General features: G+C 76.8%; 27 protein-coding genes and 2 pseudogenes. 13 read left to right on the top strand and 16 right to left on the bottom strand.

Annotation, left to right across the window (positions count from 1 at the left end; all coding sequences use genetic code 11):
- Positions 1 to 26 precede the first annotated feature (26 nt).
- On the bottom strand, positions 27 to 713 hold the full coding sequence (locus tag KRAD_RS19680) for a ThuA domain-containing protein (RefSeq protein ID WP_012087415.1): 687 nt from the start codon (positions 711 to 713) through the stop codon (positions 27 to 29).
- Positions 714 to 845: 132 nt separating this feature from the next.
- Positions 846 to 1,853 carry an alpha/beta hydrolase family protein gene (locus KRAD_RS19675; RefSeq protein WP_012087414.1) on the bottom strand — a complete coding sequence of 336 codons (1,008 nt, stop codon included), beginning with the start codon at positions 1,851 to 1,853 and terminating at the stop codon, positions 846 to 848.
- A 27-nt stretch (positions 1,854 to 1,880) separates the two neighbouring features.
- Here KRAD_RS19675 and KRAD_RS19670 point away from each other — a divergent pair, with 27 nt between their 5' ends.
- From KRAD_RS19670 to KRAD_RS19660, 3 genes are all read left to right on the top strand, one after another.
- The gene (locus KRAD_RS19670) at positions 1,881 to 2,477 is read left to right on the top strand and encodes a GNAT family N-acetyltransferase (RefSeq protein ID WP_012087413.1); all 597 of its coding nucleotides are present in this window, start codon (positions 1,881 to 1,883) and stop codon (positions 2,475 to 2,477) included.
- Positions 2,474 to 3,265, top strand: coding sequence for a PaaX family transcriptional regulator (locus KRAD_RS19665; RefSeq protein ID WP_012087412.1), 792 nt, complete (start codon positions 2,474 to 2,476; stop codon positions 3,263 to 3,265). Before KRAD_RS19670 ends, KRAD_RS19665 begins: the two co-directional genes overlap by 4 nt.
- Before the next feature lie 148 nt (positions 3,266 to 3,413).
- On the top strand, positions 3,414 to 4,805 hold the full coding sequence (locus KRAD_RS19660; RefSeq protein WP_012087411.1) for a phytase: 1,392 nt from the start codon (positions 3,414 to 3,416) through the stop codon (positions 4,803 to 4,805).
- Between the two features lie 61 nt (positions 4,806 to 4,866).
- Here KRAD_RS19660 and KRAD_RS19655 read toward each other — a convergent pair whose 3' ends face one another.
- Positions 4,867 to 6,105 (bottom strand): right-handed parallel beta-helix repeat-containing protein, encoded by a 1,239-nt coding sequence (locus KRAD_RS19655; RefSeq protein ID WP_012087410.1) that lies wholly within the window; start codon positions 6,103 to 6,105, stop codon positions 4,867 to 4,869.
- A gap of 153 nt (positions 6,106 to 6,258) precedes the next feature.
- Positions 6,259 to 6,825, bottom strand: a complete 567-nt coding sequence (locus KRAD_RS24605) for a MarR family winged helix-turn-helix transcriptional regulator (protein WP_049821302.1) — start codon at positions 6,823 to 6,825, stop codon at positions 6,259 to 6,261.
- Between the two features lie 51 nt (positions 6,826 to 6,876).
- On the opposite strand from KRAD_RS24605, the gene KRAD_RS19645 reads away from it, so the two are divergent.
- The gene (locus KRAD_RS19645; RefSeq protein ID WP_203417621.1) at positions 6,877 to 7,527 is read left to right on the top strand and encodes a hypothetical protein; all 651 of its coding nucleotides are present in this window, start codon (positions 6,877 to 6,879) and stop codon (positions 7,525 to 7,527) included.
- A 40-nt stretch (positions 7,528 to 7,567) separates the two neighbouring features.
- Here the strand turns inward: KRAD_RS19645 and KRAD_RS27260 are convergent.
- A pseudogene (locus tag KRAD_RS27260) lies at positions 7,568 to 8,005 on the bottom strand (PucR family transcriptional regulator); the annotation flags it as partial.
- Here KRAD_RS27260 and KRAD_RS27845 point away from each other — a divergent pair.
- Positions 7,929 to 8,183 carry a CoA-transferase gene (locus tag KRAD_RS27845; RefSeq protein ID WP_420812243.1) on the top strand — a complete coding sequence of 85 codons (255 nt, stop codon included), beginning with the start codon at positions 7,929 to 7,931 and terminating at the stop codon, positions 8,181 to 8,183. The pseudogene KRAD_RS27260 and the gene KRAD_RS27845 overlap by 77 nt on opposite strands.
- Positions 8,184 to 8,308: 125 nt before the next feature.
- Positions 8,309 to 9,019: a CoA transferase subunit B gene (locus tag KRAD_RS19635; protein WP_012087406.1), complete on the top strand. Its 711-nt coding sequence runs from the start codon at positions 8,309 to 8,311 to the stop codon at positions 9,017 to 9,019.
- On the opposite strand, the gene KRAD_RS25745 is transcribed toward KRAD_RS19635, so the two are convergent.
- On the bottom strand, positions 8,973 to 9,647 hold the full coding sequence (locus KRAD_RS25745; RefSeq protein WP_041292231.1) for a GNAT family N-acetyltransferase: 675 nt from the start codon (positions 9,645 to 9,647) through the stop codon (positions 8,973 to 8,975). The two genes, KRAD_RS19635 and KRAD_RS25745, sit on opposite strands and share 47 nt — an antisense overlap.
- A 193-nt stretch (positions 9,648 to 9,840) precedes the next feature.
- On the opposite strand from KRAD_RS25745, the gene KRAD_RS25740 reads away from it, so the two are divergent.
- From KRAD_RS25740 to KRAD_RS19615, 3 genes are all read left to right on the top strand, one after another.
- Complete coding sequence (locus KRAD_RS25740; RefSeq protein WP_012087404.1) at positions 9,841 to 10,770, top strand: PhzF family phenazine biosynthesis protein; 930 nt, start codon at positions 9,841 to 9,843, stop codon at positions 10,768 to 10,770.
- A 186-nt stretch (positions 10,771 to 10,956) separates the two neighbouring features.
- The gene (locus KRAD_RS19620; protein WP_012087403.1) at positions 10,957 to 12,132 is read left to right on the top strand and encodes a S1C family serine protease; all 1,176 of its coding nucleotides are present in this window, start codon (positions 10,957 to 10,959) and stop codon (positions 12,130 to 12,132) included.
- A gap of 195 nt (positions 12,133 to 12,327) precedes the next feature.
- Entirely contained in the window at positions 12,328 to 13,599 is a 1,272-nt protein-coding gene (locus KRAD_RS19615) for an MFS transporter (protein WP_012087402.1), read from the top strand.
- 92 nt (positions 13,600 to 13,691) lie between these two features.
- On the opposite strand, the gene KRAD_RS27765 is transcribed toward KRAD_RS19615, so the two are convergent.
- The 4 genes from KRAD_RS27765 to KRAD_RS19595 all read right to left on the bottom strand — a co-directional run bounded on the left by KRAD_RS27765 (position 13,692) and on the right by KRAD_RS19595 (position 16,321).
- The gene (locus tag KRAD_RS27765; protein WP_012087401.1) at positions 13,692 to 13,973 is read right to left on the bottom strand and encodes a helix-turn-helix domain-containing protein; all 282 of its coding nucleotides are present in this window, start codon (positions 13,971 to 13,973) and stop codon (positions 13,692 to 13,694) included.
- Positions 13,970 to 14,677, bottom strand: coding sequence for a hypothetical protein (locus KRAD_RS19605; RefSeq protein ID WP_012087400.1), 708 nt, complete (start codon positions 14,675 to 14,677; stop codon positions 13,970 to 13,972). Before KRAD_RS19605 ends, KRAD_RS27765 begins: the two co-directional genes overlap by 4 nt.
- 140 nt (positions 14,678 to 14,817) lie before the next feature.
- Positions 14,818 to 15,573: a signal peptidase I gene (gene lepB, locus KRAD_RS19600; protein ID WP_012087399.1), complete on the bottom strand. Its 756-nt coding sequence runs from the start codon at positions 15,571 to 15,573 to the stop codon at positions 14,818 to 14,820.
- 37 nt (positions 15,574 to 15,610) lie between these two features.
- Positions 15,611 to 16,321, bottom strand: coding sequence for a DUF4386 domain-containing protein (locus KRAD_RS19595; protein ID WP_012087398.1), 711 nt, complete (start codon positions 16,319 to 16,321; stop codon positions 15,611 to 15,613).
- A gap of 113 nt (positions 16,322 to 16,434) precedes the next feature.
- On the opposite strand from KRAD_RS19595, the pseudogene KRAD_RS19590 reads away from it, so the two are divergent.
- Positions 16,435 to 17,149, top strand: a pseudogene (locus KRAD_RS19590) (TetR/AcrR family transcriptional regulator).
- Between the two features lie 57 nt (positions 17,150 to 17,206).
- Here the strand turns inward: KRAD_RS19590 and KRAD_RS19585 are convergent.
- The gene (locus tag KRAD_RS19585; RefSeq protein ID WP_012087397.1) at positions 17,207 to 17,839 is read right to left on the bottom strand and encodes an NADPH-dependent F420 reductase; all 633 of its coding nucleotides are present in this window, start codon (positions 17,837 to 17,839) and stop codon (positions 17,207 to 17,209) included.
- A gap of 130 nt (positions 17,840 to 17,969) precedes the next feature.
- Here KRAD_RS19585 and KRAD_RS19580 point away from each other — a divergent pair, with 130 nt between their 5' ends.
- Together KRAD_RS19580 and KRAD_RS19575 are read left to right on the top strand one after the other, a co-directional pair.
- The gene (locus KRAD_RS19580; RefSeq protein ID WP_012087396.1) at positions 17,970 to 18,437 is read left to right on the top strand and encodes a MarR family winged helix-turn-helix transcriptional regulator; all 468 of its coding nucleotides are present in this window, start codon (positions 17,970 to 17,972) and stop codon (positions 18,435 to 18,437) included.
- Between the two features lie 77 nt (positions 18,438 to 18,514).
- A complete protein-coding gene (locus KRAD_RS19575) occupies positions 18,515 to 19,756 on the top strand; it encodes a threonine aldolase family protein (RefSeq protein WP_012087395.1) in 1,242 nt (413 codons plus the stop codon).
- A 57-nt stretch (positions 19,757 to 19,813) separates the two neighbouring features.
- On the opposite strand, the gene KRAD_RS19570 is transcribed toward KRAD_RS19575, so the two are convergent.
- The 3 genes from KRAD_RS19570 to KRAD_RS19565 all read right to left on the bottom strand — a co-directional run bounded on the left by KRAD_RS19570 (position 19,814) and on the right by KRAD_RS19565 (position 21,500).
- Positions 19,814 to 20,416 carry a hypothetical protein gene (locus tag KRAD_RS19570; RefSeq protein ID WP_041292230.1) on the bottom strand — a complete coding sequence of 201 codons (603 nt, stop codon included), beginning with the start codon at positions 20,414 to 20,416 and terminating at the stop codon, positions 19,814 to 19,816.
- A 61-nt stretch (positions 20,417 to 20,477) separates the two neighbouring features.
- Positions 20,478 to 20,627: a hypothetical protein gene (locus KRAD_RS26170; protein ID WP_157873654.1), complete on the bottom strand. Its 150-nt coding sequence runs from the start codon at positions 20,625 to 20,627 to the stop codon at positions 20,478 to 20,480.
- A gap of 66 nt (positions 20,628 to 20,693) precedes the next feature.
- A complete protein-coding gene (locus KRAD_RS19565) occupies positions 20,694 to 21,500 on the bottom strand; it encodes an ABC transporter ATP-binding protein (protein WP_012087393.1) in 807 nt (268 codons plus the stop codon).
- Positions 21,501 to 21,573: 73 nt separating this feature from the next.
- On the opposite strand from KRAD_RS19565, the gene KRAD_RS19560 reads away from it, so the two are divergent.
- Positions 21,574 to 22,392 carry a hypothetical protein gene (locus KRAD_RS19560; RefSeq protein ID WP_012087392.1) on the top strand — a complete coding sequence of 273 codons (819 nt, stop codon included), beginning with the start codon at positions 21,574 to 21,576 and terminating at the stop codon, positions 22,390 to 22,392.
- Positions 22,393 to 22,426: 34 nt separating this feature from the next.
- Here KRAD_RS19560 and KRAD_RS26165 read toward each other — a convergent pair whose 3' ends face one another.
- Positions 22,427 to 22,699: an I78 family peptidase inhibitor gene (locus tag KRAD_RS26165; protein WP_012087391.1), complete on the bottom strand. Its 273-nt coding sequence runs from the start codon at positions 22,697 to 22,699 to the stop codon at positions 22,427 to 22,429.
- Positions 22,696 to 23,886, bottom strand: coding sequence for a glycogen synthase (glgA, locus tag KRAD_RS19550; RefSeq protein ID WP_012087390.1), 1,191 nt, complete (start codon positions 23,884 to 23,886; stop codon positions 22,696 to 22,698). Before glgA ends, KRAD_RS26165 begins: the two co-directional genes overlap by 4 nt.
- Positions 23,887 to 23,919: the final 33 nt, after the last annotated feature.

The raw sequence follows: 23,919 nt of genomic DNA, 5'->3' as shown, positions 1-23,919 counted from the left end.
GTGCCCGCGGCGGGTCCCGCGCTGGGTCAGGCCCGGCCGTGTTCCCCGAGCAGCCAGGTCACCTCGCGCCGCAGCAGGTCCCGGCGCGAGGCGCTCTCGTACGAGCGGACGTCGTGGCCGAGGCCGTCGTACAGGACGCGCCCGGGGCCGCCGGCCTGCCACCCGACCGGGTGCCGGACGCCGTCGTGCTCCGTGGTGAGCAGGATCCGCGCGTCCGGCTCGGGCTGCAGCCGGCAGTACCGCTCGTCGAAGGCCTCCACCGCGGCGAGACCGGCCACGACCGGGTGGTCCTCCCCCGCGACGGGGTGGAAGGCGGCCGGGCCGATCGGCGGGTGCGTGGACACCTCCGGCACCCACCGCCCGCCGATCAGCGCGGACCAGCGCGGCGCGTCGGTGAACGTGCCGGCGGCCTGGTGCAGGGCCAGGAGGGCGAGGTCGCCCCCGGTCACCAGCGCGGTCAGCCGGTCGTGGAAGGGCGCCCAGGCGGCGTCGGGGCCGTCCCAGTCGGCGTCGGCGCGGCCCGTCCCGGCGACGACGACGAGCAGGGAGAACCCCTCGCCGTCGTCGAGGGCGGTCGGGGCGGTCCCCCGCACCTGCGTCCGCAGGCCCAGGTCCGACAGCGCGCCCGCGACGACGTGCCCGGTCGCCGCGTCGTCGTGCCAACGGTCCTGGTAGCGGCCGCGCCCCACCAGCACCAGCGCTCGTGCGTCCACTGCACCGCCTCGGGTCGGTCAGCCCCGGGCCGGTCACCCGCGGGGCGGAGCCAGTAGAGCACAGGGGGCCCGTCCCGCACGGGGGTCGCGGGGACGTCCGCCGTCCCCGCCCGCGTCGTCGGCGCGGGGGGCTCAGGGCAGCGCGCGGAGGAAGTCGCGGAAGGTGCTGAGGACCCCGGGCGCCAGCAGCGCCCGCGGCCAGAGGACGGCGGTGAGCAGGCCGACGGCGTCGGAGTCCTCCACGACGGGGCGGGCCATCGAGTGCGCGGCGTCGAAGCGGGCCACGATGACGTCCTCGCCGAGGATCCGCCGGTAGGTGGCCTCGGTCTCGGCGACGTCGACGTTGCGGTCCCGCGTCCCCAGGGCCAGCAGGACGGGGACGTGCCGGGCGGCCGAGGCCTGCAGGTCCGCCGTCGCGTCGGCGCGGAAGTTGCGCAGGACGAAGCCCCAGCGGTCGGCGCCCACCGGGTCCGCCCCGGGGGGCGTCGCCGCGAGGTGGCGGGCGTGGTCGGCGCCGGCGTCCAGCAGGGCGCGGGTGCGGTCGCTGGCCGCGATCGCCTCCCGCCGGGTGGTGGCGTCGGCGCCCTCGTGGTCGAGTTCGGCGAGGAGGTTGAACCGGCCCTGCCGCAGCCAGTTCACCGCCGGGCTGACCGCCACGACGGCGTCGACGTCGGCGCGGGAGCGCACGACCTTCGGCAGCACCCACCCGGCCTGGCTGGCTCCCCACAGGACGACGGTGCCCGTGGGGAGGTCCGGCCGGGTCGCGGCCCAGTCGAGGACGTGCCCCACCTCGGCGGCGCGGTCGTCCATGGTCTGGTCCAGCCAGTCGCCGCTGGAGCGGCCCACGCCGGGTTTGCTCCAGGACAGCGACGCGAACCCGGCGTCGGCGGCGGCTTCGAACCACGGCCGGTACAGGCCCTCGTGCGTGGCCTCGACGGGGCCGTCGCCGTGCACGAACACCACCAGGCCCCGCGCGGTGCCCGGCGGACGGGCCAGGGCCGCGTCCAGCGTCCCTCCCGGCACGGGGACGCTCACCCGTTCCTCCGCGAAGCGGTGGTCGTGGCCGACCAGCAGCAGCAGGCCCAGGGCGAGGACGAGGACGGTCGAGGCGGCGAGGACCCAAACTATCGTCTTCTTCACGTTCGTAGAATATGCGATAGTCGGGGCGTGGAGATCGGACGGGGTTTCAGCAGCGCGGAGCGGGCGCGGGTCGGGGCGCTGTACTGGGAGGCGTTCGCGGCCGAGCTCTCGCCCGCCTTCGGCGACGAGGCCACCGGTCGCGCCGAGATCACCGCGAGCCTGAGCGCCGACCGCTTCCTCGTCGCCCGCCGCGGGACCGAGGTGCTGGGCGTCTGCGGGTTCCGCACCGCCGACGGCGGTGCGGTGGACCAGACGTGGCGGGCGACGCGGTCGAGGCTGGGGTGGACCGCGGCGCTCCGGGCCACCGCGGTCCTCGCCCCCCTGCACCGCGGGCCCGTCCCCGGCGTCCTCGTCCTGGACGGGCTGTGCGTCGCGGCGGACCGGCGCGGGGCCGGGACGGGCTCGGCGCTGCTGACCGCCGCCGCCGACCTCGCGGCCCGGCGCGGCGAGCGGGCCGTGCAGCTCAGCGTCGTCGACACCAACCCCCGCGCCGAGGCGCTGTACCGGCGCCGGGGTTTCACCGTCGTCGGCGGAGGCGACCTGGGACCGCTCGCGGGGATCTACGGCTTCCGCCGCTACCGCACCCTGCAGCGGGCCGTGCACCCCGCGGGGGGACGCCCGTGAGCGCGGCACCGGTCCCCGCCCCCCGCACGGTGGTCGAGGCGTTCCTGCCCCTGGACGGCGAGGTCGGGCTCGACCTGGTCTACGGCACCGCCAACGCCGCCGGGCTGGCGGACCAGCCGGTCCGGCTGGCGATCCGCCGCCTCGTCGCCGCCGGCGACGTCGAGCAGCGGGGCCGCGGCCGCGCCGGGACCCTGCGGCTGACCGGAGCCGGCCGGGCGCAGCTCGACCGCGACCGGCTCGCGCTGCGCCTGGCCCGCGCCCAGGACACCGGCCGAGCCCCCTGGGACGGGTCCTGGCACCTGCTCGCGGTGAGCGTCGAGGAGTCGGCCCGCGCCGTGCGGGACGCGTGGCGGCGCGAGCTCTCCGCCGTCGGCGCGGCCCCCGTGTCCACGGGGCTGCACGTCAGCGCGCACGACCTGTCCGCGCTGCTGGCGACCGCCGACCGCCGTCACCTCGTCCTGGCGACCACGGACCGCCTGGAGGTCCACGGCACCAGCGACCCCCTCGCCCTGGCCGAACGGCTGTGGCCCGCGGCCCCGGTGGACCGGGCCTACGACGCCCTCGCCGACGCCCTGGCCCGCCCCCCGGCGCCGGACCCCCTCGTGCAGCAGCTCCGCCTCGCCGATGCTCTCGAACGAGCCGTCCGCGACGACCCGCTGCTGCCGCCCGAGCTGCGCCCGCAGCCGTGGCGGCCGGCGCGGCTGCGGCGGCGGTGGTACGCGGCGTGGACGGCGCTGGCGGAGCAGCTCGGGACGCGCACGCTCTACCGCGGCTGGTGGGACGCCTGACGGCGCGGGTCGCCGGACGGACGGCGCTCGGGTTGGTCACCCGACGGACGCCGACCGGTACGGACGGCGACACCGGGTCGTCGCCCGCGGGTTCCAGAGTTCCCCCACCGGCTCGCCCGCGAGCGCTCGACCCGACCTCTGGAGCACCGTGCCGTTCACGCCTCACGTCCCGACCGCCCCCCGCGCCCGACGCGGTCGTGGTCCCGCCGTCACCGCCGGGGTCCTGGCCCTGACCCTGCTGCCGCTGACGGGGGCGGCCGCCACCGGGCCGGACGTCCGGTGGGCCACGACGACCGCCACCGCGCAGACCCCGCAGGTCTTCGACGACGAGGCGGGCGGCGACGCGGACGCCGACGACCCCGCCCTGTGGGTCTCCCCCACCGCCCCGGCGGACTCGGTCCTGCTGGGCACCCTCAAGAACGGCGGTCTGGACGTCTACGGCCTCGACGGGTCCCGGCTGCAGCACCTCGACGTCGCGCCCACCCCGGACGGGGCGGAGGAGGGCAGCCGCTACAACAACGTCGACGTCGTCCGCGGCGCCCGCCTCGGGGGGCGCGTGGTGGACCTGGCCGTGGTCAGCGACCGCGGCCGCGACCGCCTGCGCCTGTTCGAGATCGACCCCCGGGGCGCCGCCGCCGGCGCGGAGGTCCTGCGCGACGTCACCGCCGCCGACGCCGCCCCGGTGTTCAACACCCCCGAGACCGCCGTGGACGAGCAGCGCAACGCCTACGGCCTCGCCGCCGGCCTCGCCCCCGACGGCGGCGTGCAGGTGCTGACCACCCGCCGGAACACGACGGAGTTCGCCGTCCTGGAACTCGTCCCCGCCGCCGACGGCACCGTCGGCTACCGGCAGGTCAGCCGCCAGGCCCTCCCCGCCGCCTTCACCCTGCCCGGGGGTTCGACGTGGGCCCCCTGCGAGGAGCCCGGGGAGGGCCCGCAGGCGGAGGGGGTCGTGCACGACGCCGTCGGCGGCGCGTGGTTCGTCGCCCAGGAGGACGTGGGGATCTGGCGGATCACCGTGGACGGCGACCGGGCCACCTCGCGGCAGCTGGTCGACACCGTCCGCGGGTTCGGCGTCCCCGCCACCTACGACGAGGACACCGAGACCTGCCGGGTCACCGGCGCGGACCCCGGGGTGGGCGGCACGCACCTGAGCGCGGACGCCGAGGGCCTCACCCTCCTGCGGGGAGGTGACGGTGCCGGGTACCTGCTGGCCTCCAGCCAGGGCGACAGCACCTTCGCCGCCTACGCGCTGGAACCGGGGCCGGACGCCCCGCCGCGCTACGTCGGCGGGTTCTCCGTCGTCGACGGCGCCCCGGCGGCCGAGGGCGGTCCCGCCGTCGACGGGGTCCAGCACAGCGACGGCGCCACCCTCACCACCGCCGACCTCGGGCCGGCGTTCCCGCACGGGGTCTTCGTCAGCCACGACGGGGAGGCCATGCCCACCGCGACGGGTGAGGACGGCTCGGACCGCGTCGCCACCAACTTCAAGCTGGTCCCGCTGGAGCGCATCACGGCACCGCTGGGCCTGACCCGCTGATCCCGGCCCCGGAACCCGCCCACCCGGGTCCGGGCGGGCGGGTGGGGCGCAGCGCGTCGCGTCAGCCGACCCGGCGCGCCGGCCCGGCCTGCTCGTAGGCGCCGACGTCGAGGGCGCCGACCACCGGGCGGGGGGCGGCGGAGGCGGGGTGCCGGTACTGCGCGACGGGCGTCAGCGCGACGCCACCGGCCGTGGTGCCGGAGGCCGTGCCGGCGTCGACCAACCCGGACCCGGGCGCCGGCGTCAGGTCGTAGCGCGCCCGGTCCACGAACGCCGCGGCGCCGGCGCGCTGGTTGCTGCGCTGGACGGCGCCGGCCTGGGTCACGACGGTCCCCACCCCGGCGAAGACGTTGTTCTGCAAGCGCACCGGGGTCGTGACGCCGGACCCGACGAGGACGAACGTCCCGCGCACGCCGTCGTCGTTGAGGAAGGTGTTGTTGACGACGTACAGGTCCTGACCGGGGTTGCTGGCGCCCTCGGTGCCGTAGCTGAGCATGCCGGGGTTGGAACTGCCGGCGGGTTGCTGGACGACGTTGCCGAGGACCACCGACGTGCCGGCGTTGGGCAGGTCGATCTCGTAGCTGGGGCGGCCGCTGCCGGCCTGGCCCGCGGGCAGGCTGGAGAAGCGGTTGTAGGCGATGGTGTTGGTGCGGGCCCGGGACTTCAGGTCGTGGCCGACGTTGGCGTCGTGGGAGAAGTTGTACCGGAACGTCAGGCTGCGGACGTGGCCGATGTACAGGTTGTGGGAGTAGCCGTCCCCGTACCCGTTCCGGGCGAACTCCGAGTTCTCGACCACGATGTCGCTCGACGCGTCGGCGCCGCTGAGGATGCCGTTCTCGTTGTCGTGCAGGTAGCTGCGGCGCAGGGTGAAACCGGTGCCCTCCAGCCGCAGCGCCGCGCCGTTGCGGTCGGCGACGCGCGCGCCGTGCATCTCGACGTTGTCGACGACGACGCCGTCGCCCACCACCACCCAGGTGCCCTTGCCCGACGCGTTGCGGCCGCCGGCGTCGATGCGGGGCCGGCCGTTGACGCCGCGGACGGTCAGCCGGTCGCGCTGGACGGTGCACACGTCGCCGGTGTAGGCGACGGACCCGTCGATCTCCACGACGTCGCCGTCGGCGGCGCGGGCGAACGCGGCGCACGGGGTCGCGAAGGTCTTGCCGGGCCCGACGGACAGCACGGCGCCCGCCGCGGTGGCCGAGGGCGCCGCGGTGACCGTGACGGCGCCGGCCAGCAACGGGGCCGCGACCCAGCGCGCGGTCCGGCGGAGCCGACGACGGGTCGGGGGGGCGGGTGTCACGGGAACCTCCGGGGAGCGGGCGGGGCCTGGCGGTCCTCGCCGACGACGATTCAGCTACCGTCAGTGATCAACAAACACTCAGCGTAGTAGCAGGGTGGCGGCCTCGCCACCGGCGCGGCGACGCCGGCCGCCACCCCGCCCCGTCGCGGACGGTCAGGCCCCCGCGGAGTCGCGGTACCGGACCCACGCGGCGAACGCCCGCACCTCGTCCGCCTGCGCCGGCGTCAGCGGGGGGTCGCCGACGTCGTCGGGCCCGAGGTCGGGGTCCGGCAGCCGGTAGGGGCGCGGGGGGAGCCCCAGCGCCGCGCGCACCGCGCCGTCCACCCGCTGGAGCGCGGGCCGCGCCTCCTCGAGGACGGGGTCGGCGCCGTCGTGGACGCGTTCCAGGGCCCGGGCCAGCGCGGGCAGGGCGGCGCGGTACACCTGCCGGCCCTGGTCGGTCAGCTCCACGAACGTGCTGCGCCGGTCCGCGGCGTTGGGGGTGCGGGTGAGTTCCCCGCGGGCCTGGCAGCGGCGCAAGATCGCCGAGAGCGTGGTCGCGGACATCCCCGTCCACTGCGCGAGCTGGGTGGCCGTCACCGGCCCCAGGTCGCTGACGAGGCCGTAGAGGGCGAACTCGTCGACGGACAGCGAGCCGCCGGCCAGTTCCTCCGCCACCAGCGCGGTGGAGACGGACGAGAGCAGCCAGACGTCGACGAGGACGTTCTTCGGACCGGGCACGGGGGCACCCTAACCAACCGGTATTGCATTCTCGTACTTGTTGCTGCGAGAGTGCAGCGTCTGCTGGTCCACCCCACCGCCCCGGAGGTCCCCGTGCCCACCGCCACCACCACCGCGCCCACCCCGCTCGCCCCACCGGTCCCCCTGCAGCGGGCCGCCGGCCTCGTCGGGCTCCTCGCCGCCGCCGTGCTGGCCCTCAACGCCGCCAAGCGCGCGGGACTGGTCCCGGCCACACCCCTCACCCAGCTGCTCGCCCCCCTGGCCGAGGTGTTCGCCCTGGCCCTGGTCACCGCCCTCTTCCTGGTCTGCGCTCCGCGGATCGGCGTCCTCGGCCGCATCGCCTTCGGGGTGAACCACCTCGCCCTGGGCGCCCTCGTGGGGGTGGAGTTCGTCATCAACCTCGTGTTCGCCGAACTCGGCCCAGAGCAGATCGCCGACCTGCGCGCCGGTCCGCTCGGCGCCGCGCTCACCGCGAGCTCCCTCCTCTTCCTCCTCGGCTCGCTGGGGTTCACGGCCTCCCTGACGCGCACGGCCCTGCCCCCGCGCGGGGCCCTGGCGCTGTACGCGGCCGGTGCGGTACCCGTGGCGCTGCGCGCCTTCGTCCCCGAGCTCGTCCTCGACCTCGGGCTGCTCGCGCTGGCCACCGGGGTCGCGTGGCTGGCGACGTGGCTCCTGCGCACGGCCCCCGCCGGGCGGCGGTGACGGCCGCCGGGGCCGGCCGCCCCCGGGCGGGGCGTGGACCTCAGCCGTCCCCGCCCCGGCCGGGGGCGCCCGGCCCCGGGACCGCGTCGGTCAGCCGGCGCAGCCGCAGCGCCAGCTGCACCTCCAGCGCCCGCGACGGGGAGGACCAGTCCTCACCGAGCAGCCGGCCGACGCGCTCCAGCCGCTGGGTGACGGTGTTGACGTGGACCCCCAGGGTCTCGGCCGCGCGGGCGGGGGAACCGCCCGCGCCGAAGTAGGCCTCCAGCGTGGCCACCAGACCGGTCCGGCGGCGCTGGTCGTACTCCAGCACCGGGGCCAGCGTCGCGGACACGAACCCGCGCACGTCGCGGCCCTCACCGAGGAGGAGGCCGAAGAAACCCAGCTCGTCCGCCCCGGCCGAGCTGCCGGCCCGCCCCAGCGCGGTCAGGGTCGCCGCGCAGCGGGCCGCCTCAGCGTGCGCGGACGCGATCCCGGCGGGCTCGCGGACCAGGGTCGGGACGGAGGTCGCCGAGAGGAAACCCACGGCGGAGTTCGAGGAGCGCACCTACCTGCTCGAACGCGAGATCGTCGCCGACGTCGGTCCCGTGCACGCCCGCAGCGCCGACGGGTACGGGAACCTCCACTACCGCCGGACCGGCGGAACTCCAACCCGCTGATCGCGATGGCCTTGAGCTCCACCGTCGCCGAGGCCGAGACCGAGCGGCGCAGCCTCTTCGAGCAGCGCAACACCCGGCCGCGCCCCGCGGCCTCCTGAGACGACCCGCGAGCACCGGAGGAACCCGTGGCCTGGACCCGTGACGAGATGGCGGCGATCGCCGCGCAGGAACTGCACGACGGCGACCACGTGAACCTGGGCATCGGCATCCCCACCCTGGTGGCCAACCACCTCCCCCCGGGGGTGCGCATCACCCTGCACAGCGAGAACGGGCTCCTCGGGATGGGTCCCTTCCCCTTCGAGGGGGACGAGGACGCCGACCTCGTCAACGCCGGCAAGCAGACCGTGACCGCCCTGCCCGGTGCGGCGTTCTTCGACTCCGCCACCTCCTTCGCGATGATCCGCGGTGGGCACGTCGCGGTGGCGGTGCTGGGCGCCCTGCAGGTCTCGGCCCGGGGGGACCTGGCGAACTGGCAGGTCCCGGGGAAGATGGTCAAGGGCATGGGCGGGGCGATGGACCTCGTCGCCGGGACCCCCCGGGTCGTCGTCGTCATGGACCACACCGCCAAGGACGGCACCCCGAAGCTCGTCGAGGAGTGCACCCTCCCCCTGACCGGGGCGGGTGTCGTCGACCGCGTCATCACCGACCTCGCCGTCTTCGACTGCGGCCCGGGGGGTCTCGTGCTGCGCGCCACGGCCCCCGGGGTCCGCGCCGAGGACCTGCGCCCGTGCACGGCCGCGTTCAGCGACGCGAGCGCGACGACGACGGGACCCCGGGGAGCGTCACCGGTCAGCGCTCGGCCCCGCCCCCGTCCGCGCACCGGTGGGCGCCCGTGATCGGGGAGCGGGACTCCCACCCCAGGGTCGTGTAGAGGGCGCGCCCCTGGGCGCTGGCCACCAGGACACCGCGGCGGGCGCCGCCGTCGCGGGCCACCGCGGCCAGGTGGGTCATGACGAAGGACCCCAGGCCGCGGCGCTGGTGCCCGGGTTCGGTGACGATCCGGTCGAACGTCGCGAAGTCCTCCACCCCGGCGGTGTACCCGCGCGCGGCGAGGGTGCCGTCGTCGGCGGTCACCGTGACCACGCTCGTCCGGGAGGACGTGCCGGTCTCGACGCGGTACCCCGCCGGCACCGCAGGCGCGGGCGCCGCGGTCAGGGCGGTGGTCATCAACCAGGTCGGCGGTTCCGGCCGCCAGCCCGGCCCCAGCTCGGGCAGCCACGCGGCGGGGTCCCCGGCGGTCTTGACGTGGTCGGTCTCGGCGGTGGCCTCGGCCACCGCCGCGCGCACCGCGGCGCGCGAGGCGGTGGTGAGGACCCACCGGGAACGTTCCGTCGCGGTGCCGGTCGGAACCCGCCACCAGTGCGGGGTCCGGACCGCGCCGCTCGCACCGCGGGCGAGGACCCAGCACCGGACCCACTCGTCGAGGTGGGCACCGACGTCGCCGGTGGCCGCGGGACCGCACACCCCGCGAGGGTATTCGACGGGAACCACCGGCGGCACGGGTTTCCCGGGCGGACGGGCCGGTCGCGGCACCGGGCCACCCGTGGTGGATCAGCCCTTGGCCCGCGCGGTCCCCGCGGGGCAGGATCCTGCGGTGGCCCACCCCCGAACCGATCCCACCGCCGTCGCGACCGACCCGCGGGTCCCCGCCGACGCCGTGCCCCGCACCGCCCCGGTCCCGCCGGAACTCCCGGCCGGGGTCCACGGCGAGGCGGCGGTCGAGGTCCTGCGGATGTCCGCCTTCGCCGCGCGTCCGCACGGCGGGAACCCCGCGGGCGTCGTGCTCGACGCGGCGGCCTGGTCCGAGGAGCGGATGCAGGCGGTCGCGGTCGAGGTGGGGTACGCGGAGACCGCGTTCGTCGTCGACGCCGCGGTCGGGGGGGACCCGCGCCACGTGCGGGTCAGGTACTTCTCCCCCGCGGCCGAGGTGCCGTTCTGCGGGCACGCGACGATCGCGACGGCCGTGGCGCTGGCCGCGCGCCGCGGGGTCGGCCCCTTCACCGTCGACACCGCCGTCGGGCCCGTCGCCATCGAGACGGCGCTCGACGACGGGGGCCGGGTGGCGGCGTCCTTCACCAGCGTGGAGCCGGCCGTGCGCGACCTCGACGACGCGGTGGCCACCCGCCTGCTGGGACTGCTGGGGCTGCGGCGCGCCGACCTGGACGCCCGCTGGCCCCTGCGCGAAGCCTTCGCGGGCAACTGGCACCCGGTCGTCGCCGTCCGCGAGCGGGGCGTCTTCGACGGGTTCACGTTCGCCCCCGCTGCGGTGCGCGCGCTGATGGACGAGCAGGGGTGGGCGGGCACCGTCACCGTCGTCCACGCGCCGGGGGACGGTTCGCCCGCGCCCGGCGTCACCCTCGTCGAGGCCCGCAACCTCTTCCCCGTCGGCGACATCACCGAGGACCCCGCCACCGGGGCGGCGGCCGCGGCGCTGGGGGCGTACCTGCGCGCGGAGGAGCTGATCGCGGTCCCCGCCCGGGTCGTGGTCCACCAGGGCCACCACGTGGGGCGGCCCAGCGTGCTCGCCGTCGACGTCCCGGTGGCGGGAGGGATCACGGTGAGCGGGACGGCCGTCCCGCTGCCCTGAGCCGGACCCGGTGGGCGCGCCCCCGACGGCGGTCCAGGGGCCGGGCCGGTCCCGGCGGTGGGCCGTGCGCTGGCGCTCCCCCGGCCGGCGGGTCATCCTGGCCCGGTGCCCAGCGGGACGGTGGCGGTGGGGTCGCGCACGGTCCCACGACCACCCGCTGACGAACGACACCGAGGAGACGACACCATGGTCCCGGCCCATCGCACCCACCGCGGTCTCGAGGCCCACCGCCCCGCCGGGGGCCACCACCGGGCCCGCCGGCGTGGCCGCGCGGTGAGCGCGGGGTTCCTCCTCGCCCCGCTCCTGCTGGCCGGCTGCACCGGCCAGGACCCGCAGGACACCGCCGCGCCCGGGATCGTCGGCGGTGCGGCCGCCACCGCGTCGGCCTCCGCGTCGGCCTCCGCGTCCTCCTCGGGGGCGGCGGGATCGGCCCAGAGCCTGCAGGACGCCTACCAGCAGGTCATCACCGGCGTCCTGCCGTCGGTGGTGGAGATCCGCACCGGGAGCGGTCTGGGCAGCGGCGTCGTCCTCGACGAGGAGGGCAACATCGTCACCAACGCCCACGTCGTGGGGACCGCGACGGAGTTCCAGGTGCAGTTCGCCAACTCGGCGACCTCCTACCCCGCGACCCTGGTGGGGACCTACCCGACCAACGACCTCGCCGTCATCCACGTCGAGGGCGCACCGGAACTGCACCCGGCGACCTTCGGGGACTCCAGCGCCGTCGAGGTCGGCACGATCGTGCTGGCGATGGGCAACCCGCTGGGGCTGTCCAGCAGCGTGAGCAACGGGATCGTCTCCGCCGTGGGCCGCACGGTGAGCGAACCCGCCGGCGAGTCCTCCCCGGGCGCCACGCTGCCGGGGACCATCCAGACCTCGGCGGCGATCAACCCCGGGAACAGCGGCGGCGCGCTCGTCGACCTGGACGGGGAGGTCATCGGCATCCCGACCCTGGCCGCCCTCAGCCCGAGCCAGGGCGGTGCCGCCCCCGGCATCGGGTTCGCCATCCCCTCGAACACGGCCAAGGACATCGCCGGGCAGCTCATCGCCAACGACGGCCGGGTCGTCGACTCCAACCGGGCCGCCCTCGAGGTGAGCGTGACCACCCTCGCCGACGCCTCCGGCCAGCCGGCCGGCGTCGGTGTCGTCGCGGTGGACCCCGGCGGCGCGGCCGCCGCGGCGGGGGTGCGGGAGGGCGACGTCATCGTCTCCGTCGCCGGGCAGGACGTGACCAGCACCGGGCAGCTCTCGACGGTCCTCGCCGAACGCAGCGTCGGGGACGTCGTCGACGTGGTCGTCGTGCGCGACGGGCGGCGCGAGACCCTCCAGGTGACCCTGGGGGAACTGGCGAGCACGAGCTGACCGCCGGCGGGCCGGGTCCGCGGCGGGTGCGCGGCGGATCCGGCGACGGGCGCTGAGGCACGCGCCCGGCGCGGGGCGTCGCGGCGCCCCGCCGGTGCAGGACGGTGGGACCCTCGGCTCCTGGGGTTCCCGGGACGGCTCGCGCCGCGCCGGTCCCCGGGCCCACCACCGAGCACGAGGGATCAGAGGCCGCGCGTGTCCGCGAACACCACCCCACCCGGCGCCCTGGCGCACCGCGACCTGCAGCGGAGGGTCGTGCGCGTCCTGGTCGCCGGCCAGGTCCTGGGCGGCCTGGGCGCGGGCGCCACCCTCAGCCTGGGGGCGTTGCTGATCACCCGCGTGTCCGGTTCACCGGCCTGGTCGGGGATGGCCGCGACGATGGCCACCCTCGGCGCGGCCGCGCTGGCCGTGCCGCTGGCCCGCCTCGCGCAGGCCCGGGGCCGGCGCACCTCGCTGAGCACCGGCGCCCTCCTCGCCGTCGCGGGCGCGGGGACGGTCGTGACCGCGGCGGTCCTGGTGCACCTGTGGCTGCTGCTGGCCGGCGTCCTGCTGCTGGGGTCCGGTCAGGCGCTGAACCTGCAGGCCCGCTTCGCCGCCACCGACCTCGCCGCGGCGTCCCGCCGCGGGCGGGACCTGTCCCTGGTGGTGTGGTCCACCACCGTGGGGGCGGTGGCCGGGCCGAACCTCTTCGAACCCGGCGAGGCCGTCGGCCGGGCCCTCGACCTCCCGTCCCTGACCGGCGGGTTCGTCATCTCCGCCGTCGCCCAGGCCCTCGGGGCCCTCGTCTACCTGGTGGGCCTGCGCCCGGACCCCCTGCTCACGGCGACGGCCGCGGCGCGGGCCGGAGCCGGCGTCGCGGCGACGAGCACGGCGGCGGGTGAGCGGCGCACCGGCGGCCTGAGCGTGCTGCGCTCCTCCCCCGCCGCCCGGCGCGCGGTGCTGACCGTCGCCCTCAGCCACGCGGTCATGGTGGCGCTGATGTCGATGACGCCGGTGCACCTGAGCTCCCACGGCGCCTCGCTCGGCCTGGTGGGACTGACGATCAGCCTGCACGTGGCGGGGATGTACGCCCTCTCCCCGCTCTTCGGCCACCTCACCGACCGCCTGGGCGCGCGCACGACGGTCCTCCTCGGGCAGGCGCTGCTCCTGCTCGCTCTGCTGCTGGCGGTGCTCGGCCCGGAGGACACCGTCGTGGTGACCGCCGGGCTGGTCCTGCTGGGCCTGGGGTGGTCGGCCTCCACCGTGGCCGGGGCCGCCCTGGTCAGCGCCGCGGTCAGCCCGGTCCAGCGCCCCCGCCTGCAGGGGGTGTCCGACGCGTTGATGAGCCTGGCCGGTGCCGTCGGCGGTGCCGCCGCCGGGCCCGTCCTCGCGCGCGCCGGCTTCGACGGGCTCGCCGCGGTCCTGCTCGTGCTCGTCGCCGCGACCGTCCTCGCGCAGCGGGAGCGGCGCTCCGCCGCGGCGGGCTGACCCCGCCGCCCGGGGCGTCGCCCTCCCGGGGACGCAGCGCCCGTCCGTGCCGCTCCTCGGGGCGGCCGGCGCGGGCGCCGGCCGTGGGGCGATCAGCTCCGCGGTCGCAGGCTCAGCACGTCGCCGGGTTGGCACCGCAGGACGTCGCACACCGCGGTCAGGGTGCTGAAGCGCACGGCCCGGGCCCGGTCGTTCTTGAGCACCGACAGGTTCACCACGGTCACCCCGGCCCGTTCGGCCAGTTCGACCAGGGTCATCCCCCGCTCCCGCAGCAGGTCGTCCAGGTGGCAGGTGATCCGGTGCGGGTCTCCGGGCCCACCGCCCTCACCTCCCGCGCCGTCCCGGTCGGGGACGCTCGCCCCGCGCGGGCTCACACCAGCCCCTCCACCTCGTGGTCCAGGCGCTCGGCCTGGCGGAACGCCTCCGCCAGCAGCAGCAGCGCGGCCACCACCGCCGCGACGGGCAGCAGGTGCAGTTGGAGGTCCGGGACCGCCAGGGAGGCGGGGTGCCCCAGACGCTCCAGCACCATCCCGCTGGCCAGGGAAGGCAGCAGCGGGTGCAGCACGGCGGCGAGCAGCACCGTGACCGCCATGGCTGCGAAGCGGCGGGCGTTGCGCCGGGCGAAGGGCCGAGGACCGGCCAGCGAGGTCAGGACCGGTTGCAGGAGGAAGGAGACGACGGCCGCTGCGAGGCCCAGGACGGCGCCGTCGCCGCGGGAGAGGAACTGCTCGAGACGGGTGGAACCCCACGACGAGAGGGTGAAGGTCGCCGCGTCGTCGCGGGCGGTGACCCAGTTGCCCTCGCCGGGGAGGACGACGTCGTCCAGCCGCTGGTTCCGGTCGGTGGTGGCGAACCCACCGGCCTCGGCGCCGGGCGTGGCGACGGTGACCACCACCGGCACCCGCACCGTGGCCGGCGCCTGGGTCGCTGCACCGATGGCGTAGGCGGAACCGGCGACCAGGAGGTAGAGGCCCACGACGTGCACGGCCCAGCCGAGGAGGCGGATGGTGCGGGGGCGGACGTGGGCCCGGTCCGGGGGCGTCGACGCGGGCGTGGACGCCGGCGTGGGCAACGACATGGAGGCTCCTGGTGCGGCTCGTGCCGCCGCGGGCGCTGACGACCGTCCCAGCATGACGTATCGACTGTCGATGCGTCCGGGATTCCGCGGACCGGTTTCCCCGACCACCCGGCGCGGTGGCCGGCGGCACCCGGGGACGGTCAGGGAGCGCCCGGTGCACCGCCGTCGTCGTCCGGGGTGCTCAGCCGGTCCAGGTGCCCCGGCGGCCAGACCACGGCGACGGCGCGACCGGTGACCAGGTCGAGGGGTACGAAGCCGCCGCGCGGCTCGTCCGCGTGGCAGCGGGAGTCGCAGGAGCGCGGGCGGTTGTCGCCCATGACCCACAGCTCACCCGGGGGCACGGTGACGTCGAACGGCTGCTCGCTGGGCGCGGCGCCGGCGGCGAGGTGGGCGGACTCGTCGAGGGGGGCGCCGTCGACGGTGAGCCGCCCCTGCCCGTCGCAGCAGGCGACGTGGTCGCCGGGGAGGCCGACGACGCGCTTGACGAGGTGCTCGTCGGCGTCGTCGGGCAGGAGACCGACGAACGTGAGCGCACCGGTGACGGCGGTGCCGACCGGGCCGCGGCGGGTCGGCGCCGCCGGCGGGAGCCAGCCGCCGGGGTCGGCGAAGACGACGACGTCGCCGCGCTGCAGCGGGAACGGGCCGGGGGTCAGCTTGCTGACGACGACGCGGTCGCCGACGGCGAGGGTCGGCTCCATCGACTCCGAGGGGATGAAGAAGGCCTGCAGCAGGAAGGTCTTGACCACCATCGAGACCACGAGCGCCACCGCCACGACCAGCGCGGTCTCCCGCGCGGTGGCGACGAGCCCTCGGGCCCCGGCCCGTCCCGCCGGCCCGCGCCGCGGGGGGCCGGGCGGCTCGTCGTCGCGGTCGGGGCCCGTCACGCCTCCGATCATGGCTCACGCGGCAGCCGACCGTCGGCGGGGCGGGTCGTCAGCCGGGTACGCCGGTGGGTGCCGCTCCCCCGGAGGTCTCCGGGACGGCGGGCACCTCGGGGAAACCCCGGCGGACGAGGTGGACCGCGAGGCTGAGCTCCCGGGCGAGGACCGGGAGGGCGAGGACGAAGGTGACGGGCGAGTACATCTCGACGACACCGAGGACGAGCAGCGCGTCCGAGGCCGTGACCAGGGACCCGCCGACGAGGCCGAGCAGCGCGATGGAGCGGGGGACCAGGCGCGCGCGGAGCACGAGGTGGGCGAGGAGGAGGCTGTTGAGGCCCAGGACCAGGTTGGGGCCGACCTGGAACGCCCAGTCGTGCACGGCGGTGAGCGTCTCGGCCGCGACGCGGTGCCCTTCGCCCGCCCCCGTCGCCTCGGCGCCCTCGCGCAGCGACGTGATCGCCAGGACGCTGGTGAGCCCGATGACGATGGCGACGGCCTCCAGGAGGCGCCCGGCCACGTACCCGAGCGCGAGGGCGGACTGCCCGCGCCGGAGGACGGGGTGGAGGACGACAGCGGTCTCGATGCAGGCCAGCGCCAGGACGAGTTCGAGCAGCGATCCGGCGCGGACGGTGCCGGTGGCGCCCGGGTCGAGGTAGCCGGGGTCGAGCGCCGGCCGCTGCAGCAGCTTGCCGCCGACGGCGGCGACCTCGGTGACGAGGAACAGCGTCCCGGCGGTGGTGGCGGTCCTGCGCAGTGCGTCCACGTGCCCTCCCGACCCTGAGGTGTACGTCGTACACCTTCGAGGAGCGACGAAGGTGCACGGTGTACGCCTGTCAACGGGGTACCGGTCGTCACCCCACGAGGAGGTGCCGCGTGGTGCGGTCCAGCACGGGCGCCGCCCGACGGGCGCCGCTCAACCGCGGACGGGTGCTCCGCAGCGCCGTCGCGCTCTCGGACGCCGAGGGCATCGACGAGCTCAGCATGCGCCGGCTCGCGCAGGAACTGGGCGTCGTCCCCATGGCCCTCTACAAGCACGTCGCCCACAAGGAGGAACTGCTCGACGGCATGGTCGACGTCGTCGTCGGCGAGATCGATCGACCGGACGAGGACGAGTGGAGACCCGCGGTGCGCGAACGGATCCTCGCCGCGCGCCGCGCGCCGCGCGCTGCTGCGGCACCCGTGGGCCCGGCGCGTGCTCGAGACCCGGACGGCGCCGACACCGACGGTCCTCGCCCACACCGACGCGATGATCGCGGCCTTCCGCCGCGGTGGGCTCTCCGTCGACCTGACCCACCACGTGATGCACGCCCTGGGCAGCCGCGTGCTCGGCTTCAGCCAGGAACTGTTCGTCGACGACCACGCCGCCGCGCCGGACCCGGCCGCCCGGGCCGCGCTGCTCCAGCGACTGGGGGAGACCTACCCGCACGTCGCCGAGATCGCCCGGCGCGCGACGCACGACGAGCCGTCGACCCTCGGACCGGGCTGCGACGACCAGTTCGAGTTCGAGTTCTCCCTCGACCTGCTCCTCGACGGGGTCGAGCGCCTGCACCGGAACCGCTGGACCCCCGGGCGGGCGGCCCCCGGCCGGTGACCGGCGTGCCGAGTTTCCCGGCCCGGTCGCGGAACGGCACCGGCGGCGCGGGCGAGGTCAGGCGCGCGCGAGGTGGAACCCGATGCGGTCGCCGAGACCCTGGCCGTAGCCGAGCTGGACGAGGAGCTCGACGGCGGGTTCGAGGTAGCGGGCGTTGGTGAGGGGCCCCGCGTCGACGGCGTCGAAACCCAGTCGCGTCCCGAGGTCGATCACGACCTGCTTGGCCGCGGGGTCGTCGCCGGCCACGGGCAGCAACTGACGGACGCCGCCGAGGACGGGGGTCGCCAGGGTCGCCGCCATGACCGTGTTGAACGCCTTGACCACGCGGGAGCGCGGGAGGCGGGCCGCGACCTGCTCCCCGGCGGAGGTCGTGTGCCCGATCGTCAGCGACATGAAGTCCGCGGCCAGGGGGTTGGTGACGTCGACCACGACGGTGCCGTCCAGACCGGCCCGGACCTCGTCGGTGAGCGTGGCGTCCAGGGCGGTGAAGGGGACGGCCAGGAACGCCACCTCCGCCGCGCGCACGGCGTCCGCCGCGGCGGCGGAGTCGGCACCGGCGGTCTCCGCGGCGCGCAGCAGGCGCGGGGAGTCGGGGCGGCTGCCGGCGAGGGTCACGTGGTGCCCCAGGGCGACGAGGCGCGCGGCGAGGGCGGATCCGACGTTGCCCGCTCCGATGACGGCGATCTCCATGGTTCCTCCAGGTCGTGCCCGGCGGTGGCCGGGGCGCTGCGGGACCGCAGCGCTGTCGTTTGAATTCGAATTAGCACGAGGAACAGTAGGGGTCGTTCGGATTGGAATCAAGTGGGTTAACCTGCTGACCGTGGAACCCCGATGGTTGGACGAGACCGAGATGCGCGCCTGGGTCGCGTTCCTCGACACCAGCAACCTGCTGCTGCGCCGCATCGACCAGCAGTTGCGCGAGGACGGCGGGCTCACCCAGCCGCAGTACGAACTGCTGACCCGGCTGGCCGAGGCTCCGCAGCGGCGGCTGCGGATGGCGGAACTGGCGGACCTCCTCGTCACCTCCCGCAGCGGGCTCACCTACCAGGTCACCCAGCTGGAGAAGCTCGGGCTCGTGCACCGCCAGGCGTTCCAGGACGACGACCGCGGCGTCCTGGCGACCCTGACCGAGGACGGTCTCGACGCCCTGCGGCGGGCCGCCCCCGGTCACGTCCGCGTCGTGCGCGAGAACCTCGTCGACCTCCTCAGCCACGAGCAGCTCCTCGCCCTCGGCGACGCGCTCGACGTCGCCCGGGCCCACCTGCGCACCACCCAGCGCCGGGACTGAGACGCACCGTCGACGGGAACGGGCCGTCGGGAGCGCGGCCGCCGCGCAGGACCTCGGCGGCGGGGTCCTCACCTACGATGCCTCCGGTGAGCAGCAGCAGGAGAGCCACCCGCGGTGAGCGCGAGGTGCGGGCCGTGCAGCGGGCCGCCCGCGTCCTGGACCGCCCCACCACCACCGCCACCCTGCGCCAGCGCCTCGACGACCTCGCCGTCGCCGCGGGCGGGGTCGACCTCGACTCCTCCGTCGACGTCTACGGCGACGGCGTCGTCACCGACCTCGAACGGCGCGTCGCGGACCTCCTCGGCACCGAGGACGCGGCGTTCTTCCCCTCCGGGACCACGGCCCAGCAGGTCGCCCTCCGCTGCTGGGCCGCCCGCGACGGGCGCGGCGGCGGAACCGGCGGCGGACCCGGCGATGGACCCGGCGACGGGCGGGGCACGGTCGCCCTGCACGCCCTCTCCCACCTCCTGGTCCACGAGTCCGACGCCCTCCCCCGCCTCGCCGGCCTGCGCACCGTCCCCGTCACCACCGCGCCGCGCCCCACCACCGCCGACGACGTGCGCGGCGTCGCGGAGCCGTTCGGCACCCTCGTGCTCGAACTCCCCCTGCGCGACGCCGGGTACCTGCTCCCCACCTGGGAGGAACTCGTCGACGTCACCGCCGCGGCCCGCGACCGCGGCGCCGCCGTCCACGTCGACGGCGCCCGCCTCTGGGAGACCACCGACCACTTCGGGCGCCCCCTCGACCAGATCGCCGCCCTCGCCGACAGCGTCTACGTCTCCTTCTACAAGTCCTTGCGGGGCCTCTCCGGCGCGGCCCTGGCCGGCCCCGCCGCGTTCGTCGAGCACGCCCGCCTGGAACGGCACCGCTACGGCGGCAACATCTTTCAGCAGTTCCCCGCCGCCCTCACCGCCCTCCACGGCCTGGACCAGGAACTCCCGCGGCTGCCCGCCCAGGTGGCCCGGGCCCGCGTGGTCGCGCACGCCCTCGCCGGTGAACTCACCGCCGCGGGCGTCCCCTGGTTCGCCGTCCACCCCGCCACCCCGCACACCCACCAGTTCCAGCTCTGGCTGCCCCACCCCGCCGACGTCCTCACCGAGGCCGCCACCCGCCAGGCCGAGCGCACCGGCACCGCCCTCCTCACCCACCCCTGGCGCGAACCCGGCCTGCCCCCCGGCCTCTCCCGCACCGAGATCACCGTCGGCCGCGCCGGGCTCGAGTGGGACGCCGACGACGTGCGCGCCGCGGTCCGGGAGTTTCTCACCGACCTCGCCGCCGTCCTCGCCGAACGCCGCGGCGGGGGCGCCGCGGAGGCCTGAGGGCGTCAGGTGGACCCCAGCGGGGCGGGACCGCCCCCGGGGCGGGCAGGGCGCGGGTCAGGTGACGATGACCTCGCGCTCGCGGTCCCAGCTCCACCTCACGTCCCCGGCCAGGGCGGGCACCACGCACAGGCCCTCGTGGCCCGGCGGGAGCGGGCACTGGACGCGGAACCCGTCTACCCCGGCCCGGACCTCCCCCCGCAGCCACGCCGCCTGGGTGGCGGCGGCCGCGGATCCGGGGACCACGTCGCTCTGGATGCTCATCTGCGGCAGGGCGTCGAAGGCCCGCAGGGTCCGCAGCGCGGCCACCAGCTCCGAGGTCGCGTCCCCGGGCACTTCGGCCACCCAGCGGGTGGCCGCGCACGTCGCCTCGGCGACCTCACCGGTGCGGGGGCGGGCGAGCAGCACGGGGTGGCGGTCGGGGGCCAGGTGGGTCGCGGTCACCGTCGTCCCGGTCGCCCAGCCGCCGCGGGCCGAGCGCACGATCTCCTCGAAGGTGCCCGCGGAGTCCAGCAGCCGTCCGTGACGCACCTTGGCGTAGAAGCGGGGGTAGGCCTCGAAGCCGGCGACGTCCGCGGTGGAGGGGACGGGGGGCCCCGCCGCGACGATCCGCCGCTGCTGGCGGGTTCCCTGCTCCTGGAGCGGATCCCACCGGCGCACCGTCCCAGCATGACCCACCCCGACCGGCGCCACCTCCCGGTGCCGCACCCGGGGCCGGGCGTCAGCCCCCGGACCCGGTCTCGACCCCGGGCTCGCGGTCGTCCGCCTCCGGCGCCGCGACCGGAGCGGGGACCGGCTCGGCGTCCGGCGGGGTGACCAGCTCCACGGCCGCAGCGGCAGGAGCCTGGGAGAAGTCCGGGACGGAGACCATGGGTCCACCCTGGCAGGGGGAGCAGCCGCGGGCGAGGCGAACGCGACCCGGGCCGCCCCCGGCGGGCTACACCGCGCGCGCGGAGAACCGGCCGTCGCGGTGCTCGACGTCGAGGGCCAGGCCGAAGGTCCCCGACAGCGCCGACGAGGTGAGGACCTCCTCGACGGGGCCGGCCGCCACCCGCGCGCCCTCGCGCAGCAGCAGCGCGTGCGTGGTGCCGACGGGGATCTCCTCGACGTGGTGGGTGACCAGCACGGTGGTGGGGGCGGCCGGGTCGGCCGCCAGCGCGGTGAGGCGGCGCAGCAGGTCCTCGCGCCCGCCGAGGTCCAGGCCACCGGCGGGTTCGTCCAGCAGCAGCAGCTCGGGGTCGGTCATGAGGGCCCGCGCGATCTGGGTGCGCTTGCGTTCTCCGTCGGAGAGGGTCCCGAAGGCGCGCCCGGCGAGGTGGGCCACCCCGAGCAGGCTCAGCAGGTGCTCCGCGCGCGCCTCGTCGTGGGGGTCGTACTCCTCCCGCCAGCGGCCGGTGACGCCGTAGGCGGCGGTCACCACGACGTCGCGGACGCGCTCCTGCCCGGGCACGGCGTTGCCCAGGGCGGTGCTGGCCAGGCCGATGCGCGGGCGCAGCTCGAAGACGTCCACGCGGCCGAGGGTCTCGCCCAGGATCCCCACCGTGCCGGAGGTGGGGAAGAGCCGCCCGGCGGCCAGGGACAGCAGGGTGGACTTCCCGGCGCCGTTGGGACCGAGGACGACCCAGCGCTCGCCCTCCTCGACGGCCAGGTCCACGGCGTCCAGCAGCACGCTGGTCCCCCGCCGGACGGTGACCGCGGACAGGTCCAGCACCGACGCCGGCGCTCGGTGCGGGGAGGTGGTCATGCCGGCGACCCTAACGACCCCGCCGCGACCCGGCCGCTCCGGCCCGGGCGGCGCGGGTCGTAGGCTTCGGGCCGTGCTGGACCTGCCCCGCTCCGCGCGGTTGGCCGCCTGGGGAACCGGTGTGCTGAGCGCGGACGTCCCCCTGGAGCCCGCGGTGGCCGCCGTGCTGCGCGACGACGAGCCGCACGCGGTGAGCTTCGAGGAGGGCGCGAGCGCCCTGCCGGGTCTGCCCGGCACCCCCGACGACGTGCGCACTCTGCTGGCGGCGCTGGCCGAGTGCGCCCACACCGCCGGCGGGGGGCGGCTGCTGCTGGCGCTGCCGGTGCCCGGGGACCCGCGGGGGCTGCCGGGGCCCGCGGCGGTCAACGTCGCCGCCCTGGAGGCCGGGGAGTGCGTGGTCGCGGAGCTGGACGGGTGCGCGCAGCGCTGGGCCCTGGTCCCGGAGGTCACCGAGTTCGGGTCGGTGTGGGAACCGGGGGCGCTGGTGACGTGGCGGGTGCTGGGCGCCGCGCCGCGCCGGGCCCCGGAGAGCTCCAGCGTCGCGGAGTCCGAGCGGGAGCTGCGGGTGGCCCTGAGCACCGCCACCCAGGCCCTGGCGACGCTGGACGTGGCGCGCTGGCGCGAGGACGCCGCGGACCGGATCGCGGCGGTGCGCGACGGGGGCCTGGCCCGCGACGCCGTCCCCGCGGGCACGTCGCCGCGGGTCACGCGCGTGCTGCAGACCGCCGCGCGCGTGCTGGCCATCGTGGACCTGGCCACCGAGGACGACGGGGCCGCCATCACCAGCCTGGAGGCGACCTCGCGGGCGCGGGCGCTGCGCGAGGTCGCCGGGGTGGCCCGGCGGGCGCTGGTGGCCGCGGTCAACGCCCACGCCGAGCCGGCCCGCCCCTAGGGGTGCCGGGGCCGGCGGTCCGCGCGGTCGGTCCTCAACCGGCGGTGACGTCCAGCGGCTCCCCGTGCTCGTCGAGGTGCAGGTTGAGCCGGTCGGGGCGGAAGTCCATGGTCACCACCGAGCCCGGGTGCAGGACCCGCAGCGGCCGCCCCTCGTCCCGGGCCCGCCGCCGGACCTGCTCGGGGCTCAGCCCCCGGTAGGCGGCCAGCCAGCCCCGGTCCTCCCGCGCGCGCTCGTCCACCCCGGCGAACCTACCCGGCCCGCCGGGGGCGCGGACCCGCCCGGCGGCGGGCGGGGGCCCGCTCACAGGAGCGAGCGGTACACCTCCAGGGTGCGGGCGGCGATGGCGTCCCAGGAGAAGTGCTCGACGGCCCGGGCGCGCCCGGCGGCCCCGCGGGCGCGGGCGACGTCGGGGTCGGCGACGGCCTCGGCCAGGGTGGCGGCGAGGTCGGCGACGAAGCGGTCGGGGTCCACCGGGGCACCGGTGCCGTCGGTGACCTGCTCGATGGGCACCAGCCACCCGGTGACGCCGTCCTCGACGACCTCGGGGATGCCGCCGGTGGCGGTGCCCACGACGGCGGCGCCGCAGGCCATGGCCTCGAGGTTGACGATGCCCAGGGGCTCGTACACCGAGGGGCAGACGAAGACGGTGGCCTGGGAGAGGTGCTCGAGCAGCTCCGGGCGCGAGAGGTGGCGGTCCAGCCAGACCACGCCCTCGCGCGTCCGCTGCAGGTCGGCGACGAGGCCGGCGACCTCGGCGGCGATCTCGGGGGTGTCCGGGGCGCCGGCGCACAGGACGAGCTGGACCTCCGGCGGCAGCTGCGCGCAGGCGCGCAGCAGGTGCGGCAGGCCCTTCTGCCGGGTGATGCGCCCGACGAAGACGACGCTGGGGCGGTCGGGGTCGACCCCGTTGGCGCGCACCAGGTCCCGGCCCTCGACGGGCGTCCACTCGGTGGCGTCGATGCCGTTGTGGACGACGTGGACGCGGGCGGGGTCCAGGGCGGGGTAGCTGCGCAGGATGTCCGCGCGCATGCCGGCGCTGACGGCGACGACGCCCGCGGCGGCCTCGAAGGCGGTCTTCTCCGCCCAGGAGGAGACGCGGTAGCCCCCGCCGAGCTGCTCGGCCTTCCAGGGCCGCAGCGGTTCGAGGCTGTGGGCGGTGACCACGTGGGGGATCCCGTGCAGCAGGGAGGCCAGGTGCCCGGCGGTGTTGGCGTACCAGGTGTGGGAGTGGACGAGGTCGGCGCCCTCGACGGCGGCGGCCATCGGCAGGTCCACCCCCAGGGTGCGCAGGGCCGCGTTGGCCCCGGCGAGGTCGGCCGGCTCGGGGTAGGCGGTGGCGCCGGGCTCGGTGCGCGGGGCCCCGAAGCAGCGCACCTGCACCTCCGGGCCACCGGGCACGGCGCGCAGCGCGCGGACCAGTTCCTCGACGTGGACCCCCGCTCCGCCGTAGATCTCCGGCGGGTACTCCTTGGTCAGCAGGTCGACACGCATGGGACTTCCTTCCCTCACTGGTGGGCACGTCAC

The organism is Kineococcus radiotolerans SRS30216 = ATCC BAA-149 (genome assembly GCF_000017305.1).
GTDB lineage: Bacteria > Actinomycetota > Actinomycetes > Actinomycetales > Kineococcaceae > Kineococcus > Kineococcus radiotolerans.
This window is presented reverse-complemented; position numbering and strand designations above follow the sequence as displayed.